The organism is Microbacterium schleiferi (genome assembly GCF_020781975.1).
Classification (GTDB): domain Bacteria; phylum Actinomycetota; class Actinomycetes; order Actinomycetales; family Microbacteriaceae; genus Microbacterium.
On record NZ_JAJGNI010000005.1, the window covers coordinates 44,603 to 60,393 of the forward strand.

A 15,791-nucleotide genomic window follows, 5' to 3' on the forward strand; every position below is an offset into this window, starting at 1 on the left:
CAAAGGAGTACGAGATGCAGGAGAAGATCATCGTCGGGGTGACGGATGCTGCCGTATCGCGCCGCGCCGTCGACTGGGCCACCGAGCGGGCGACGATCAGGGGCGACCGGCTCGAACTGGTGTCGATCGTCGGCGGTGCCGCCGGTGTCATCGGTGAAGGCAACATCATCGATCATGCGCTCGAGCTGACACAGAACATGCTGGATGAAGAGGCCGAGCGTGTGCGTGCACGCGGCGTGCCCGCCCGGACACGTGTCGCACGCGGCAAGCCGGTCGAACAGCTCATCGAAGCCTCGAAGGATGCCGCGCTGCTGGTCATCGGTAGCGACTACCGCGGCCCGCTATCAGGGCCGGCTCGAGGTTCGCACGGGATCCGCATCACCGCCGCCGCACAGTGCCCCGTGGTCGTCGTGCCCGACCTCGACCTCACTGGCCGGTCCGGGGTGATCGTTGGCGTCGATGGGTCAGACGTTTCCGAGCTCGCTATCGCCTTCGCCGCCGTCGAAGCAGACCGATCCGGAGAACCGCTCACCGCGGTGAGCAGCTGGTCTCCGGTGGCGCTTCCCCTCTACGTTCGGTCATACCCTGACGACTACCTCCAGATCATGCAGAAGCTCACCGAGGAAGCGCTCGCGATTTCGATCGCCGGTATTCCGCAGCTGTATCCCGACCTGGACGTGCGCCGCGTGGTCGAGAGGAGTGATAGTCCGGACACGCTGATCAATCGACTCGCCTCGCAAGCTCGCCTTACCGTCATCGGGTCACATGGCTACGGCCGAGTTGCGCGTTTCCTGCTCGGGTCCACCAGCCAGCAGGTACTCGCCCGCCTCGCCACGGTGACAGTCGTCGTACGGTGAACAGACCGCGCTGGAGGCGCAGGTCAATCCGGAGGTCGCCTGAGCGCGGCTGACAGCGCCTGTTGCGGCAGCCCGGGCGGTCTCAGCCGCGGGCTGCCGCAACCCGCGTTGTGAGCTGATGCGCGTGGGCAAGCAGGACGCGGCCGAGTTCGGGTAATCGGTCGGGCCCAAAACGGAACTCGACTCCCGTGAGACTCAACGCCCACTGCGGGTGCCCTTCGCGTGTGAAAACAGCGGCCCCGACGCCGAAGCTTCCTTCGACGATCAGGCCCGGGTTGACGGCGTACCCGCGCTCGTGAGTCTCGCGCAGACGGCCCCGAAGCCGCGTCGGGGCGTGAGCGGCACCCCACCGCTCCGGGAGCTCAGGATGCCGCTCGAAGTATGCGTCCACATCGTGGTCTGGAAGGAAGGAGAGGATCGCGAGCCCCGCCGACGCGACGCCCAGGGGAAAGCGCACACCCTCGGACAGTACGAAGGATCGGATGGGAAAGCTCCCCTCCTCGCGCAACAGACACACTGTCTCGTCGCCGCGTCGCACCGAGAGGAAGGCGCTTTCTTCGGTGCGGACGGCGAGCGAGCGCACGATGTCGCGAGCGAGGCTCGTGATGTCGTACCGGGATGCTGCGGCCGTACCCATCAGGTAGAGCTCGGGCCCCGGCATCCAGGTGCCGAGTGCTTCGTCCTGGTCGACAAGCCCTTCGTGGCGCAGCGCCGTGAGGAGTCGGTGGGTCGTCGGGCGGGTGAGATCCGCCCGACGGGCCAGCTCCGAAACGGTGAGGCCCGCAGCGCCTCCTGCCGACACCAAGCGCAGCAGAGATGCCGCGCGCGCGATTGCCTGCGCGCCCGGTACGGAGGGAGGGCTGTCCATGATGTGGACGGTAGTCGTGGTGATGTCCACATCGCAAGCGGATGCTGGCGTCGGCGGGCGCCAGGCGGAGACGATGGTGGTGCGGCGAGCCATTCATGATGCGCCCCGCACCCGAACCGGCAGACCGAAGGAGTTCATCCGTGATCGACAAGACGTGGGAGTCGCCGGCCGCAGCCGTGGCCGACATCCCCGACGGCGCTACCCTCGCCGTCGGCGGGTTCGGACTGTCGGGCAACCCGATGGCATTGATCGAGGCGCTGCACGCGCGCGGCGTCGGCGACCTGTCGATCGTGTCCAACAACTGCGGGGTGGATGACTGGGGCCTGGGCATCCTGCTCGCCGACAAGCGCATCCGCAAGATGACCTCGTCGTACGTGGGCGAGAACAAGGAGTTCGAGCGGCAGTTCCTCTCTGGCGAACTCGAGCTCGAGTTGACGCCGCAGGGCACGCTCGCCGAGAAGCTCCGCGCGGGCGGCGCCGGGATCGCCGCCTTCTACACGCAGACCGGCGTGGGGACCCAGGTAGCCGAGGGTGGATTGCCTCGGCGCTATGACGGGTCAGGCGGCGTGGCCGTCGCTTCGCCGGTGAAGGATGTCCGCACCTTCGAGGTGTCGGGGCGCGAGCGCGAGTATGTGCTCGAGGAAGCGATCGTCACCGACTACGCCCTCGTCCACGCGCTGCGTGGTGACCGTCACGGCAACCTCGTCTTCAACAAGGCAGCTCGAAACTTCAACCCCCTCGCGGCGATGGCCGGCCGCATCTGCATCGTGCAGGTCGAGGAGCTGGTCGAGCCGGGCCAGATCGACCCGGATGCCGTGCACCTGCCCGGCGTCTACGTTCACCGCATCGTCGAGGTCGGTTCCGACATCGAAAAGCGCATCGAGCGACGCACCGTCTCGGTGACCCCGGAAGGAGCCTGAGATGGCACTCACCCGCAATGAGATGGCTGCCCGCGCCGCCCAGGAGCTCGCCGACGGCGCCTACGTCAATCTGGGGATCGGACTGCCGACCCTCGTGCCCAACTACGTTCCCGACGGCGTCACCGTCGTGCTGCAATCCGAGAACGGCATCCTGGGCGTCGGTCCCTACCCGCAGGAAGATGACGTCGACCCCGACCTCATCAACGCCGGGAAAGAGACGGTGACGACCCTGCCGGGCGCCGCGTTCTTCGATTCCGCGACGAGCTTCGGCATGATCCGTGGCGGCAAGATCGATGCCGCCATCCTCGGTGCGATGCAGGTGTCGGCCTCCGGAGATCTTGCCAACTGGATGATCCCCGGAAAGATGGTCAAGGGCCCCGGCGGCGCGATGGATCTCGTGCACGGTGCAGCGAAGGTGATCGTCCTCATGGAGCACGTCGCCAAAGATGGCACGCCGAAGATCGTCAACGACTGTTCGCTGCCGCTGACGGGCAAAGGCGTCGTCGACCGCATCATCACCGACCTCGCGGTTCTCGACGTGACACCCGAGGGCCTCGTCCTCGTCGAGCTCGCGCCGGGCGTCAGCGTTGCGGATGTCGCGGCTGCGACAGAGCCCGAGATCACCGTTTCGAGCGACCTTAAGGTGGAGGCATGAACCACGAGGATGTCGTCATCGTCGGTGCCGCGCGCACCCCGCAGGGCCGGTTGAAGGGGCAGCTGTCATCGCTGCCGTCCACGGTGCTCGGCAGCATCGCGATCCGCGGCGCGCTTGAGAAAGCCGGGATCAGCCCCGAGGCCGTCGATGCGGTTCTGGTCGGGCAGGTGCTGCCCGCGGGCGCGGGTCAGAACCCCGCGCGCCAGGCGGCGATCGGCGCGGGCATCGGTTGGGATGTGCACGCATCCTCGATCAACAAGGTGTGCCTGTCGGGCCTCACCGCTGTCATCGATGCCGCCCGCATGGTGCGCCTCGGCGATGCCCGGGTCGTCGTAGCGGCGGGCATGGAGTCGATGTCGCAGGCACCGCATCTGCTCATGGGCTCGCGCGAGGGCTGGTCGTACGGATCGATCGAGGTGCTCGACCACATGGCTCACGATGGCCTCACCGACGCCTTCGACCGCGAGAGCATGGGCGGCTCCACCGAGCGCCACAACGCCCGTTACGAGGTCACGCGCGAAGACCAGGATGCCGTTGCCGCTCGCTCCCATCAGCGCGCGGCAGCCGCGTGGGAAGCCGACGTGTTCGCCGACGAAATCGTGCCCGTCGAGATTCCGCAGCGCAAGGGCGACCCGAAACTGGTGACCCGCGACGAGGGCATCCGTCCCGAGACGACTGTCGACACCCTCGCGGGGCTTCGCCCGGCGTTCTCGAAGGACGGCACGATCACGGCGGGCAACTCGTCACAGATCTCCGATGGCGCGTCGGCAGTGATCGTCACGAGCCGAGCGCACGCGGACGAGAACGGCTGGCCGGTCCTTGCCGTCCTCGGGTCGGCGGGTCAGGTCGCGGGCCCCGACAACACCCTTCACGCCCAGCCCGCGCGGGCGATCCTCGCCGCCTGCGAGCGGGAGGGGATCGCCGCCGCCGATCTGGACTTCGTCGAGATCAACGAAGCGTTCGGTGCCGTGGTTGCGCGCTCGCAGGCAGAACTCGGACTTCCCGACGACGTCGTCAACATCCACGGCGGCGGCATCGCTATCGGTCACCCGATCGGGGCCTCGGGCAATCGACTTGTGGTTCATGCCGTCCACGAGCTGCTGCATCGCGGGAGCGGCACGGCAGCTGTCGCGCTGTGCGGTGGCGGTGGCCAGGGTGACGCGCTGATCCTCAAGCGCTGAGCGAACCCTGTCACGCAACCAACGCCGACATGCGATGAGCGGATGCCGCAGTTTCGGCATCCGCTCGGTCGTTCCCGCGGCTAGTCTTCGAGGCGTCGCGCGGCGGGGGAGTCGGCCGGAACGGGCTTTCCCTGGTCGATGCGACGCATGTCGACGATCGCGCCGATCGCCAGAGCAACGGTGATGCCCCAGTTGATCCACGCCAGCGCGGTACGCCAGGTGAAGGTGTCCTCCCGGAGCGCGCGAAGGAGCGAGAAGCCTGAGATGACTGCTCCGATGATGCCGGTGCCAAAGAGGTACTTGCCCATGCGAACCACGCTACACATCAGCTCGCCGCTGTCCACCCCCGGGGGTCAACCCGGCGAAGCGACTAGCCTGGAAGTGCCCGCGTCCGCCATTGTGAAGGAGCTCGCGTGTCGCAAGCTGATTTCGTCGTCGTAGCCAACCGCCTCCCTGTGGACCGTGATGACGACGGCGGATGGCGGCGTTCTCCCGGTGGTCTGGTCACAGCGCTCGAGCCCGTGATGCGCAAGACCGAGGGTGCCTGGGTCGGGTGGGCCGGCAAGCCGGGGCTCGAACTGGAACCCTTCGACTTCGAAGGCACACATCTCGTCCCCATTACTCTCAGCGCCGACGAGGTGCAGAACTACTACGAGGGGTTCTCGAACGACACGATCTGGCCGCTGTATCACGACGTGATCGCCGCGCCGCGGTATCGCCGCGTGTGGTGGGATGCCTACGTCGACGTCAACCGACGGTTCGCTGAAGCTTCGGCCACCGCAGCCGCCGAGGGCGCGACGGTCTGGGTTCAGGACTACCAGCTGCAACTCGTGCCGGCGATGCTGCGCCGGATGCGTCCCGACCTCACGATCGGCTACTTCCACCACATCCCGTTCCCGGCATACGGCCTGTTTTCGCAGCTGCCGTGGCGTCGACAGGTCATCGAAGGACTCCTCGGCGCGGATGTCGTCGGGTTCCAGCGGGTGGCGGATGCCGGCAACTTCGCCCGGGCCGTCAGGCGCCAGTTCCACTACACGACCAAGGCCTCGGGCATCACGGTTCCCCTCGAGGACGGCAGTACGCGAAACGTCCTCGCGAAGGCGTACCCGATCTCGATCGACGCGGAGTCGTACATCGAGCTCGCGCAGCGCCCCGACATCCAAGCCCGTGCCAAGGAGATCCGCGAGAGCCTCGGCAACCCCAAGACCGTGATGCTCGGGGTCGACCGGCTCGACTACACCAAGGGCATCCGACACCGCCTCAAGGCGTTCGGTGAGCTCCTCGAAGACGGCAGACTCAGCGTCGAAGACGCGACCCTCGTGCAGGTCGCAAGCCCCAGCCGCGAACGGGTGGAGGCCTACATCCAACTGCGCGACGAGATCGAACTGACGGTCGGGCGCATCAATGGCGACTTCGACACGATGGACCACACCGCCATCCGGTACCTGCACCAGGCCTTCCCGCGCGAAGAGATGGTCGCGCTGTACCTGGCCGCCGACGTCATGCTCGTGACGGCGCTGCGCGACGGTATGAACCTCGTCGCGAAGGAATATGTCGCCAGCCGCATCGACAACCGCGGGGTGCTGCTGCTGAGCGAGTTCGCCGGGGCTGCCGACGAGTTGGGGTCGGCGATCCGCATCAACCCCCACGACATCGACGGTATGAAGGATGCCATCATGCGCGCCGTCGAGATGCCGGGGACCGAACAGGGCCGCCGGATGCGCACGCTTCGCCGCCGCGTGCTCGATCACGACGTGAGCGACTGGTCCAAGTCCTTCCTCGAGGCTCTCGCGGCGGCGAAGCGCTAACCGCGAGTTGTCCTTCCCCCATGCGAGTTGTCCTTCCTGACCGCGAGTTGTCCCTCCCTCACGCGAGTTGTCCTTCCTGACCGCGAGTTGTCCCGCCCGATCACCCGAACGGAAAGAACCGAGATGACGAATCCCGACGCCAATCCCGTCTCCGACGCCCTCCCCGCCCCGGTGCTCGAAGCCCTCTCATCCGTCGCGGGTGTCCCGACCCTGCTGGTCGCCCTCGATTTCGACGGCACACTCTCGCCGCACGTGGAGGACCCGATGACAGCGCGGATGCTGCCCGCGGCCCGTGACGCGGTCCATGCGCTGGCCGCGCTGCCGAACACGGTGGTAGCCCTCGTGTCGGGGCGCAGCCTCGTCGACCTGCGGATCATTGCCGAGCACACGGATGACTCACCGATCACTCTCGCTGCCTCCCACGGTGCTGAATACTGGTTCCCCGGCGAGGGGCCGGTTGAGCCCGCCGAGGATGACGCCGAGCGCGGTCTCCGCGATCTGCTGCGCGCCCGCGCCGAAGAGATCGCCTCGGACTACGAGGGCGTGTGGATCGAGCCGAAGACCTTCGGGTTCGGTGTTCACACCCGCAACGCAACTGAGGAGGCGGGGGAGAAGGCAGCAGCCGCCGTGGATGAGATGGTCGCTTCCGCAGCCCCCGACTGGCGTCGCCGGACCGGCAAGAAGATCGTCGAGTACGCCTTCCGGCACGAGGGGAAAGACAGCGCCATCGCGAACCTCCGCGAGCGGGTTCACGCCGACGCCGTGCTGTTCGCCGGTGACGACACGACCGACGAGGATGCCTTGCGCAGCCTGCAGTCGCAGGATCTCGGCATCCACGTGGGCGACGGCGAGACGGCGGCTCGCGTGAGCGTGCCCGACATCCCCGCGATGGCCGCCACCCTGGCCGAGCTCGCGGATCAGCGGCGCCACGCGCAGGAATAGACTTCGTGCATGGCCCCGCACGACAGCACCATTGACATCAAACCTCGGAGCCGGGTCGTCACCGACGGCATCGAAGCCACCACCTCCCGCGGAATGCTCCGCGCGGTCGGTATGGGTGACGAGGACTGGGACAAGCCCCAGATCGGTATCGCCTCGAGCTGGAACGAGATCACCCCCTGCAACCTGAGCCTGGACCGCCTCGCTCAGGGCGCGAAAGAGGGTGTGCACTCCGGTGGCGGGTACCCGCTCCAATTCGGCACCATCTCCGTCTCGGATGGCATTTCGATGGGGCACGAGGGAATGCACTTCTCTCTCGTGAGCCGTGAGGTCATCGCCGACTCCGTCGAGACCGTCGTCATGGCCGAGCGCCTCGATGGCACAGTGCTGCTGGCGGGCTGCGACAAGTCCATCCCCGGGATGCTGATGGCAAGCGCCCGCCTCGACCTGTCGAGCGTCTTCCTCTACGCCGGCTCGATCGCGCCCGGGTGGGTCAAGCTCTCGGACGGCACCGAGAAGGACATCACGATCATCGACTCGTTCGAGGGTGTCGGCGCGTGCCTGTCGGGCCGGATGAGTGAGGCCGACCTCAAGCGCATCGAGTGCGCCTTCGCGCCCGGCGAGGGTGCGTGCGGTGGCATGTACACCGCCAACACGATGGCATCCGTCGCTGAGGCGCTGGGGCTCAGCCTTCCCGGCTCTGCCGCCCCGCCGTCAGCCGACCGCCGGCGCGACGCGTTCGCCCACCGCTCGGGCGAGGCAGTCGTGAACCTGCTGAAGCTCGGAATCACGACGCGCGACATCCTCACCAAGGAGGCTTTCGAGAACGCGATCGCTCTCGCGATGGCTCTCGGGGGTTCGACCAACGTCGTGCTGCACCTGCTGGCGATCGCGCGCGAGGCTGATGTCGACATCACCCTGCACGACTTCAACCGCATCGGCGACAAGGTTCCGCACGTCGCAGACATGAAGCCGTTCGGGAAGTACGTCATGAACGACGTCGACCGCCACGGCGGCATCCCGGTGGTCATGAAGGCGATGCTCGACGAAGGACTGCTGCACGGCGACGCGCTCACCGTGACCGGCAAGACCCTCGCCGAAAACCTCGCCGACTTGAACCCCGACCCGGTGGATGGCACCGTCATCCACGGGTTCAACAACCCGATTCACGAGACCGGTGGCATCACGATCCTGCACGGCTCGATGGCCCCCGAGGGTGCGGTCGTGAAGTCCGCGGGCTTCGACAGCGACGTCTTCGAAGGCCCCGCACGCGTGTTCGAGCGTGAGCGGGCCGCCATGGATGCGCTCGAGGCCGGGGAGATCTCGGCCGGCGACGTCGTCGTCATCCGGTACGAGGGCCCGAAGGGCGGCCCCGGCATGCGGGAGATGCTCGCGATCACGGCTGCCATCAAGGGCGCTGGGCTCGGAAAAGATGTACTACTCTTGACAGACGGCAGATTCTCGGGCGGCACAACCGGCCTGTGCATCGGCCACATAGCACCCGAAGCGGTCGACGCAGGTCCGATCGCCTTCGTGCGCGATGGTGATCTGATACGGGTCGATATCGCAGCTCGCTCCCTCGACCTACTCGTCGACGAGGCTGAGCTGAGTTCCCGCCGGCAGGGCTGGGAGCCGCTTCCTCCGCGCTATACCCGTGGCGTCCTCGCCAAGTACACGCGACTCGTGCGTTCGGCATCCGAAGGCGCGACGACGAACTAGGCGTTCCTCTCTCGCAACTCTCGACATCCATCGCAAGGAATCATCATGTCTTCCGACATCGCCACGGCCGTGCCCCGGCCCCCCGCTCGCAGCGCCTCGGCGCCTGTGATGACGGGCGCTGAGGCGGTCGTCCGTTCGCTCGACCTCCTGGGAGTGTCCGATGTCTTCGGCCTTCCCGGCGGCGCGATCATGCCCGTCTACGACCCGCTCATGGACGACGAGGCTGTCCGCCACATCCTCGTCCGCCACGAGCAGGGCGCCGGGCACGCAGCCGAAGGGTATGCCTCGGCATCCGGCAAGGTCGGTGTTGCCATCGCGACCTCGGGGCCGGGGGCCACGAACCTCGTCACGGCGATCGCGGATGCCTACATGGACTCCGTGCCGCTGCTGTGCATCACGGGCCAGGTCTTCTCGAGCCTCATGGGCACTGATGCGTTCCAGGAAGCCGACATCGTGGGGATCACGATGCCGATCACGAAGCACTCCTTCCTGGTCAAGCGTGCCGAAGACATCCCCGGCGCGATCGCGGCTGCCTACGAGATCGCCTCGACGGGTCGCCCCGGTCCCGTGCTGGTGGACATCACGAAGGATGCCCAGCAGGCCGAGGCGCCGTTCATCTGGCCGCCGCAGATCGATCTGCCGGGGTACCGGCCGGTGACCAAAGCCCACGGGAAGCAGATCCAGGCTGCGGCTCAGCTGATCGCGGAGGCCGAGAAGCCGGTGCTCTACGTCGGCGGTGGCATCATCCGCTCCCGCGCTTCGGAGCAGTTGCTCGCCCTGGCAGAGGCTACCGGCGCGCCGGTTGTCACCACGCTCATGGCCCGGGGTGCGTTCCCCGACTCGCATGAGCAGAACCTCGGCATGCCCGGCATGCACGGCACGGTCCCCGCTGTGCTGGCGCTGCAGGAGTCCGACCTCATCGTGGCGCTCGGTGCCCGGTTCGACGACCGCGTGACCGGCAAGGCATCGCACTTCGCACCCCACGCGAAGGTCATCCACGTTGACATCGACCCCGCCGAGATCTCCAAGATCCGTGCCGCTGACGTTCCGATCGTGGGTGATCTGCGCGAGGTTCTCGTCGATCTGGATGCGGCGTTCCGCGCGAACGCCGACGCGGGCCGTGCCGACACCAGCCAGTGGTGGGCCTACCTCAAGGGTCTGCGCAGCGAGTTCCCGCTTGGATACGCCCCGACGACCGATGGACTCCTGGCGCCGCAGAAGGTGATCCAGCGGATCGGTGAGCTCACCGGCCCGGAGGCCGTCTACGCAGCGGGCGTCGGACAGCACCAGATGTGGGCTGCCCAGTTCATCAAGTACGAGCGCCCCAACGCCTGGCTCAACTCGGGTGGGGCGGGCACGATGGGCTACGCGGTTCCGGCGGCGATGGGCGCGAAGGTCGCCGAGCCAGACCGCGTGGTGTGGGCGATCGACGGTGACGGATGCTTCCAGATGACCAATCAGGAGCTTGCCACCTGCGTTCTCAACAACATTCCGATCAAGGTTGCGATCATCAACAACTCGTCGCTGGGGATGGTGCGCCAGTGGCAGACGCTGTTCTTCAACGGCCGCCACTCCAACACCGACCTGAACACGGGCCACGGCACCGCACGCGTGCCCGACTTCGTGAAGCTGGCTGAGGCTTACGGATGCCTCGCCCTGCGCGTGGAGAAGGAAGACGAGATCGACGACGCAATCCGCACTGCGCTGGAGACCAACGATCGCCCTGTCGTCATCGACTTCGTCGTGTCGGCAGACGCGATGGTGTGGCCGATGGTGCCCCAGGGTGTCGGCAACAGTGAGATCCAGTACGCGCGTGAGCACGCCCCGACCTTCGATCAGGAGGACTGAGCCATGACAAGTCACGTGCTGAGCCTTCTGGTCGAAGACAAGCCAGGGCTGCTGACCCGCGTCGCGGGTCTGTTCGCTCGCCGCGGCTTCAACATCGAATCCCTCGCCGTGGGTGTCACCGAGGTGCCGGGGCTGTCCCGCATCACGGTGGTCGTCGACGTCGAAGGGCTCCCGCTCGAACAGGTGACCAAGCAGCTGAACAAGCTCGTGAACGTCATCAAGATCGTCGAGCTCGACCCCGCGGCATCCGTGCAGCGCGAGCACATGCTCGTGAAGGTGCGTGCCGACAATGCGAGCCGTTCCAGCGTGCTCGAGGTCATCAACCTCTTCCGCGCATCGGTGGTCGATTACGCTCCCGAGGCGATGGTCGTCGAGATCACCGGCGATAAGGGCAAGGTTGAGGCGTTCCTGCGCGCGATCGAGCCCTTCGGTATCAAGGAGCTCGCCCAGTCGGGCATGCTCGCGATCGGCCGCGGCGGCAAGAGCATCACCGAACGGGTCCTGCGGGGCTGAGAAGACCACGCCGATCCGCTCCCGGTCGTTGAGCGGGCTCGGCGAGAACAAACGACCACAATCGCACAGTCAAGGAGAGACACCCCCATGGCCGAAATGATCTACGACCAGGATGCCGACCTCGCCCTCATCCAGAGCAAGAAGGTCGCCATCGTCGGCTACGGCTCGCAGGGCCACGCCCACGCGCAGAACCTGCGTGACTCGGGCGTCGAGGTCGCCATCGCGCTGAAGGATGGCTCGAAGTCCGCGCCCAAGGCGCAGGAGGACGGCTTCGAGGTCAAGTCCGTTGCCGACGCCACCGCATGGGCCGACGTCATCATGATCCTCGCGCCCGACCAGCACCAGCGCGGCATCTACAACAACGAGATCAAGCCCAACCTCGCACCGGGCAAGACCCTCGCTTTCGCGCACGGTTTCAACATCCGCTTCGGCTACATCGAGGCTCCCGAGGGTGTGGACGTCATCCTCATCGCCCCGAAGGCTCCCGGCCACACGGTTCGTCGTGAGTACGTCGCAGGTCGCGGCATCCCCGACATCATCGCTGTCGAAAAGGATGCCTCGGGCAGCGCCTGGGAGCTCGCGAAGTCGTACGCGAAGGCCATCGGCGGTACGCGCGCCGGCGTCATCAAGACGACCTTCACGGAAGAGACCGAGACTGACCTCTTCGGCGAGCAGGCAGTGCTGTGCGGTGGTGTGTCGCAGCTGATCCAGTACGGCTTCGAGACCTTGACCGAGGCCGGCTACCAGCCTGAGATCGCCTACTTCGAGGTGCTGCACGAGCTCAAGCTCATCGTCGACCTCATGTGGGAGGGTGGTATCGCCAAGCAGCGCTGGAGCGTCTCGGACACCGCCGAGTACGGCGATTACGTCTCGGGCCCGCGCGTCATCGACCCGCACGTCAAGGAGAACATGGCGGCGGTCCTCGCCGACATCCGTTCCGGTGCGTTCGCCGAGCGGTTCATCAACGACCAGGACAACGGCGCTGTCGAGTTCCTCGAGCTGCGCGAGAAGGCTGCGAAGCACCCGATCGAGGCAGTCGGCAAGGACCTGCGTTCGCTGTTCTCGTGGAAGCAGCAGGACAAGGACTACGTGGAGGGCTCGGCCGCGCGCTGACCTTCACACCCTCTTCCGCCGAACCCACACCTCCGGCCCCGAACCCACCTGTTCTGCGCGAGCAGCTCAGTGGGTTCGGGCCGGGACGTGTGGGTTCGGTCGTGGGTAGGCTGAACTCGTGAGCACCGACCGCGACGACGACGCCCTCTCGTGGGGGGATGACGACCCGACGCTCGACGCGGGTCCCTCGCTGCCCCCGGGTTACGTCGCCGTCGGCAAGGGGGGCGAGGCGATCACCCCGACGTCAGCGCCGGCCGCGGATGCCGAATCCGACTCTCGCTCGGATGCTGCAGCTCCCGCGCCGGAAGCGGAGCGGGCGGATGCCGACACCGACGACGCACCCGCAGCAGGCCCGAGCAACGCTGCGCTCATCATCCTCGGCGTCTTCGGCGGCGTGTACGCCCTCGAGAGCATCGGGTGGATCATCGGGGGCCTGCGGCTGCAGCAGTACGCCGAGTTCCTCGTCGCGCCGCTGGCCTATCAGGTGAGTCTGTGGCTAGCGGTGCTGACCCCGCTCATCTGGTTCGTCACGGTGTTGCTGCTGACCCGAGGCGGTCGGTCCTGGGTTCGGATACTGCTTCTTGTCCTCGGGGCGCTGCTCGTGCTGCCGTGGCCGTTCATCATGGTGGGGGCGATCGGACAGTGAGCGAGAACACAAACGAGCCCACCGAGACCTCGGCATCGTCATCCGTGACGGCATCAGCACCTGCCGAGCGCCGTACCGCGCTCCCGGTGTGGCTCATCGCCACGATCGCCGGCTTCTTCGGCCTGTTCTACGCGTACGCGGTCTGGAACGCCGTCGCCTTCCTGGTTTCGCAGGCCACCGGGCCGCTGGGGCTCAACGGTGGGGGATGGGCGCTGCTGCTGACAGCGATCGCATTCCCCGTCGTCGTGTTCGCCCTCGCCTTTGCCATCGGGTGGAAGCGACGCGCCGGAGCCTTCGCGCTCATCATGCTGTCGGGCCTGGGGATCGTCGCGGTGTTCTGGATGAACGTCATCGCCTATGCCGCCGTCTACGGCGCATCGCTTCTCGGAGGCTGAGCCGACGGGACCATCGGCACGTCATCTGGTCGGGACGGTGCGCGCGCCCGCGATAGGCTGGCGAAGGCCCGTCGTCATGGCGTGCGGCGTGGCATTCCCGTCATCCTGCGTGCGATTCACTCGTGCGCGTCTGCTCCGAAGGATCCACCCGTGTCCAAACCGGTCGTGCTGATCGCCGAAGAACTGTCCCCCGCCACGATCGAGGCCCTCGGTCCGGACTTCGACGTCCGAAACGTCGATGGCACCGACCGGCCCGCATTGCTTGCTGCTCTCGCCGACGCGGACGCCGTCCTCATCCGTTCAGCGACGAAGATGGATGCCGAGGCCATTGCATCCTCGCAGAAGCTTCGCGTGATCGCCCGCGCGGGCGTCGGGCTCGACAACGTCGACATCAAGGCAGCGACTGCCGCCGGCGTCATGGTCGTCAACGCACCGACGTCCAACGTGATCTCGGCCGCGGAACTCACCGTCGGGCACATCCTGAGCCTTGCCCGCCACATCCCCGCCGCCCACGCCTCGCTCGCGCAGGGCCAGTGGAAGCGCAGCTCGTTCACGGGCGCGGAACTGTTCGAGAAGACCGTCGGCATCCTGGGCCTCGGCCGGATCGGCGCCCTGGTCGCCGAGCGTCTGCGGGCCTTCGGTGTGCGTCTGGTCGGGTACGACCCTTATGTCACCCCTGCGCGTGCCCAGCAGCTGGGTGTCGAGCTGTTGAGCTTCGACGAGGTTGTGCGCGAGAGCGACTTCCTCACGGTGCACATGCCGAAGACGCCCGAGACGACGGGCATGATCAGCACCGAGCAGCTCGCGGCGATGAAGCCCACGGCGTACGTCGTCAACGTCGCTCGCGGTGGACTGTTCGACGAAGAGGCGCTGCTCGAGGCTCTCACCACCGGCCAGATCGCCGGTGCCGGACTTGATGTCTTCACCGCCGAGCCGCCCAAGCCCGACTCGGCGGCAGCGAAACTCGTCGCCCTTCCGAACGTCGTCGCAACGCCGCACCTCGGAGCTTCGACCGATGAGGCGCAGGAGAAGGCCGGCGTCTCGGTTGCGAAGTCTGTCAAGCTCGCGCTCGAAGGCGATCTCGTCCCGGACGCGGTCAACGTCGCCGGCGGCGTCATCGACCCGTTCGTGCGTCCCGGTATCGGGCTTGTCGAGATGCTCGGGCAGTACTTCACGGGCCTGACCCACAGCGCGTTGACCTCGCTGGACATCGAGGTTCGCGGGGAACTCGCCGCGTTCGATGTCAGCGTGTACCGGCTCGCGGCGCTCAAGGGCATCTTCACGAACATCGTCAGCGAGAACGTGTCTTACGTGAACGCGCCGCTGTTCGCTGAGCAGCGCGGCATCGAAACCCGCATGATCGTCGAGGCCGACAGCCCTCAGTACCGCAACCTCACCGTTCTGCGCGGCACCATGTCGGATGGCACGACGTTGAGCGTCGCGGGAACGCTCGCCGGGACGCGCATGGTCCCGAAGATCGTCGCCATCAACGGCTACGACATCGAGGTACCGATCGCCGGCCACCACGTCGTGATGCGCTACCAGGACCGTCCGGGCATCGTTGCGATCTACGCCAGGAAGCTCGGTGACGCCGGAATCAACATCGAGGGGCTCCAGGTCGCGCATCCGGATGCCACCGGGCGTGCTCTCTCGGTGCTCACGGTCGACGCAGCAGTGCCGGACGAGCTGCTCGACCAGATGCGTGAGGCGGTCGGGGCCGACCTGTTCCGTCAGATCGAGATCGTCGAGCCGTAGGCCTTCGGCCGCGGTCAGTCGCGCGGAGCGGTTGCCTGTGCGATGAGCTGCACCAAGGCATCCATCTCGGCGTCGCGGGGGACTGGCGTTGCCAGACCATCGTGCTGGAGGGCGTTGTTGTAGTAGACGCCGTCGCTGATGAGCATGACGAGGTCCAACGCCGTCTTGTCGGCGACATGCGGGCGGAGAGTGTCGGCCCAGCGCTCCCGGACAGTTCGGAGGGCATCGCTCGCGGCGCCCCGGCCGGCCTGCGCGAGGCGAGAGACGGCGAGGATCGCTCTGTCGAGCGCGGTGCCGTCCATCGCCGAGGTGCGCACGTAATAGGCGACGGGACCTTCCTCTGAGGAGGTCATGCGGGCGAGGTCTTCGTCGACGCACTTCTCGAGTCGGATGAGCAACGCCGCCTCGAGCGCCTCCTTCGACGCGAAGTGGTAGAGCAGGCCACCCTTGGAGACCCCGGCGGCGCGCGCGATGGCATCCATGGTGGCGGCGCGCTCGCCCTCGGCGATGAGGAGTGACTCGAATGCGTCGAGCACCTTCTCACGGGCGTGCGGGGGACGACTCATGCGTTCGA

General features: G+C 66.9%; 16 protein-coding genes. 13 read left to right on the forward strand and 3 right to left on the reverse strand.

The features are described from left to right. Positions 1-14 precede the first annotated feature (14 nt). Positions 15-857 (forward strand): universal stress protein, encoded by an 843-nt coding sequence (locus LL236_RS07120; RefSeq protein ID WP_228178072.1) that lies wholly within the window; start codon positions 15-17, stop codon positions 855-857. Between the two features lie 82 nt (positions 858-939). Here LL236_RS07120 and LL236_RS07125 read toward each other — a convergent pair whose 3' ends face one another. Beyond that, complete coding sequence (locus LL236_RS07125; protein ID WP_228178073.1) at positions 940-1,725, reverse strand: IclR family transcriptional regulator; 786 nt, start codon at positions 1,723-1,725, stop codon at positions 940-942. A 140-nt stretch (positions 1,726-1,865) separates the two neighbouring features. On the opposite strand from LL236_RS07125, the gene LL236_RS07130 reads away from it, so the two are divergent. From LL236_RS07130 to LL236_RS07140, 3 genes are read left to right on the forward strand one after another with little or no spacing between them, the layout of a single operon-like run. Further along, positions 1,866-2,645: a CoA transferase subunit A gene (locus LL236_RS07130; RefSeq protein WP_228178074.1), complete on the forward strand. Its 780-nt coding sequence runs from the start codon at positions 1,866-1,868 to the stop codon at positions 2,643-2,645. Position 2,646: 1 nt separating this feature from the next. Then, positions 2,647-3,300: a CoA transferase subunit B gene (locus LL236_RS07135; RefSeq protein WP_228178075.1), complete on the forward strand. Its 654-nt coding sequence runs from the start codon at positions 2,647-2,649 to the stop codon at positions 3,298-3,300. Next, positions 3,297-4,481 (forward strand): acetyl-CoA C-acetyltransferase, encoded by a 1,185-nt coding sequence (locus LL236_RS07140; protein ID WP_228178076.1) that lies wholly within the window; start codon positions 3,297-3,299, stop codon positions 4,479-4,481. The genes LL236_RS07135 and LL236_RS07140 overlap by 4 nt, the downstream gene beginning before the upstream one ends. A gap of 80 nt (positions 4,482-4,561) precedes the next feature. On the opposite strand, the gene LL236_RS07145 is transcribed toward LL236_RS07140, so the two are convergent. Then, positions 4,562-4,789, reverse strand: coding sequence for a hypothetical protein (locus LL236_RS07145; RefSeq protein ID WP_228178077.1), 228 nt, complete (start codon positions 4,787-4,789; stop codon positions 4,562-4,564). Positions 4,790-4,894: 105 nt separating this feature from the next. Between LL236_RS07145 and LL236_RS07150 the strand changes: the two genes are divergently transcribed. The 9 genes from LL236_RS07150 to serA all read left to right on the forward strand — a co-directional run bounded on the left by LL236_RS07150 (position 4,895) and on the right by serA (position 15,217). Next, the gene (locus LL236_RS07150; protein WP_228178078.1) at positions 4,895-6,289 is read left to right on the forward strand and encodes an alpha,alpha-trehalose-phosphate synthase (UDP-forming); all 1,395 of its coding nucleotides are present in this window, start codon (positions 4,895-4,897) and stop codon (positions 6,287-6,289) included. Positions 6,290-6,412: 123 nt separating this feature from the next. Next, positions 6,413-7,231: a trehalose-phosphatase gene (gene otsB / locus LL236_RS07155; RefSeq protein WP_228178079.1), complete on the forward strand. Its 819-nt coding sequence runs from the start codon at positions 6,413-6,415 to the stop codon at positions 7,229-7,231. A gap of 9 nt (positions 7,232-7,240) precedes the next feature. Then, positions 7,241-8,947, forward strand: a complete 1,707-nt coding sequence (ilvD, locus tag LL236_RS07160; RefSeq protein WP_228178080.1) for a dihydroxy-acid dehydratase — start codon at positions 7,241-7,243, stop codon at positions 8,945-8,947. 45 nt (positions 8,948-8,992) lie between these two features. Then, on the forward strand, positions 8,993-10,795 hold the full coding sequence (locus LL236_RS07165) for an acetolactate synthase large subunit (RefSeq protein ID WP_228178081.1): 1,803 nt from the start codon (positions 8,993-8,995) through the stop codon (positions 10,793-10,795). Between the two features lie 3 nt (positions 10,796-10,798). Further along, positions 10,799-11,308 (forward strand): acetolactate synthase small subunit, encoded by a 510-nt coding sequence (gene ilvN, locus LL236_RS07170; RefSeq protein ID WP_228178082.1) that lies wholly within the window; start codon positions 10,799-10,801, stop codon positions 11,306-11,308. An 87-nt stretch (positions 11,309-11,395) separates the two neighbouring features. Further along, complete coding sequence (ilvC, locus tag LL236_RS07175; RefSeq protein ID WP_228178083.1) at positions 11,396-12,421, forward strand: ketol-acid reductoisomerase; 1,026 nt, start codon at positions 11,396-11,398, stop codon at positions 12,419-12,421. A 118-nt stretch (positions 12,422-12,539) separates the two neighbouring features. Beyond that, complete coding sequence (locus LL236_RS07180) at positions 12,540-13,067, forward strand: DNA polymerase III subunit gamma/tau (protein WP_228178084.1); 528 nt, start codon at positions 12,540-12,542, stop codon at positions 13,065-13,067. Beyond that, positions 13,064-13,462, forward strand: coding sequence for a bacitracin resistance protein (locus tag LL236_RS07185; protein ID WP_228178085.1), 399 nt, complete (start codon positions 13,064-13,066; stop codon positions 13,460-13,462). Before LL236_RS07180 ends, LL236_RS07185 begins: the two co-directional genes overlap by 4 nt. A 150-nt stretch (positions 13,463-13,612) precedes the next feature. After that, a complete protein-coding gene (gene serA / locus LL236_RS07190; RefSeq protein WP_228178086.1) occupies positions 13,613-15,217 on the forward strand; it encodes a phosphoglycerate dehydrogenase in 1,605 nt (534 codons plus the stop codon). Between the two features lie 14 nt (positions 15,218-15,231). On the opposite strand, the gene LL236_RS07195 is transcribed toward serA, so the two are convergent. Next, complete coding sequence (locus LL236_RS07195; RefSeq protein ID WP_228178087.1) at positions 15,232-15,783, reverse strand: TetR/AcrR family transcriptional regulator; 552 nt, start codon at positions 15,781-15,783, stop codon at positions 15,232-15,234. Positions 15,784-15,791 lie beyond the last annotated feature (8 nt).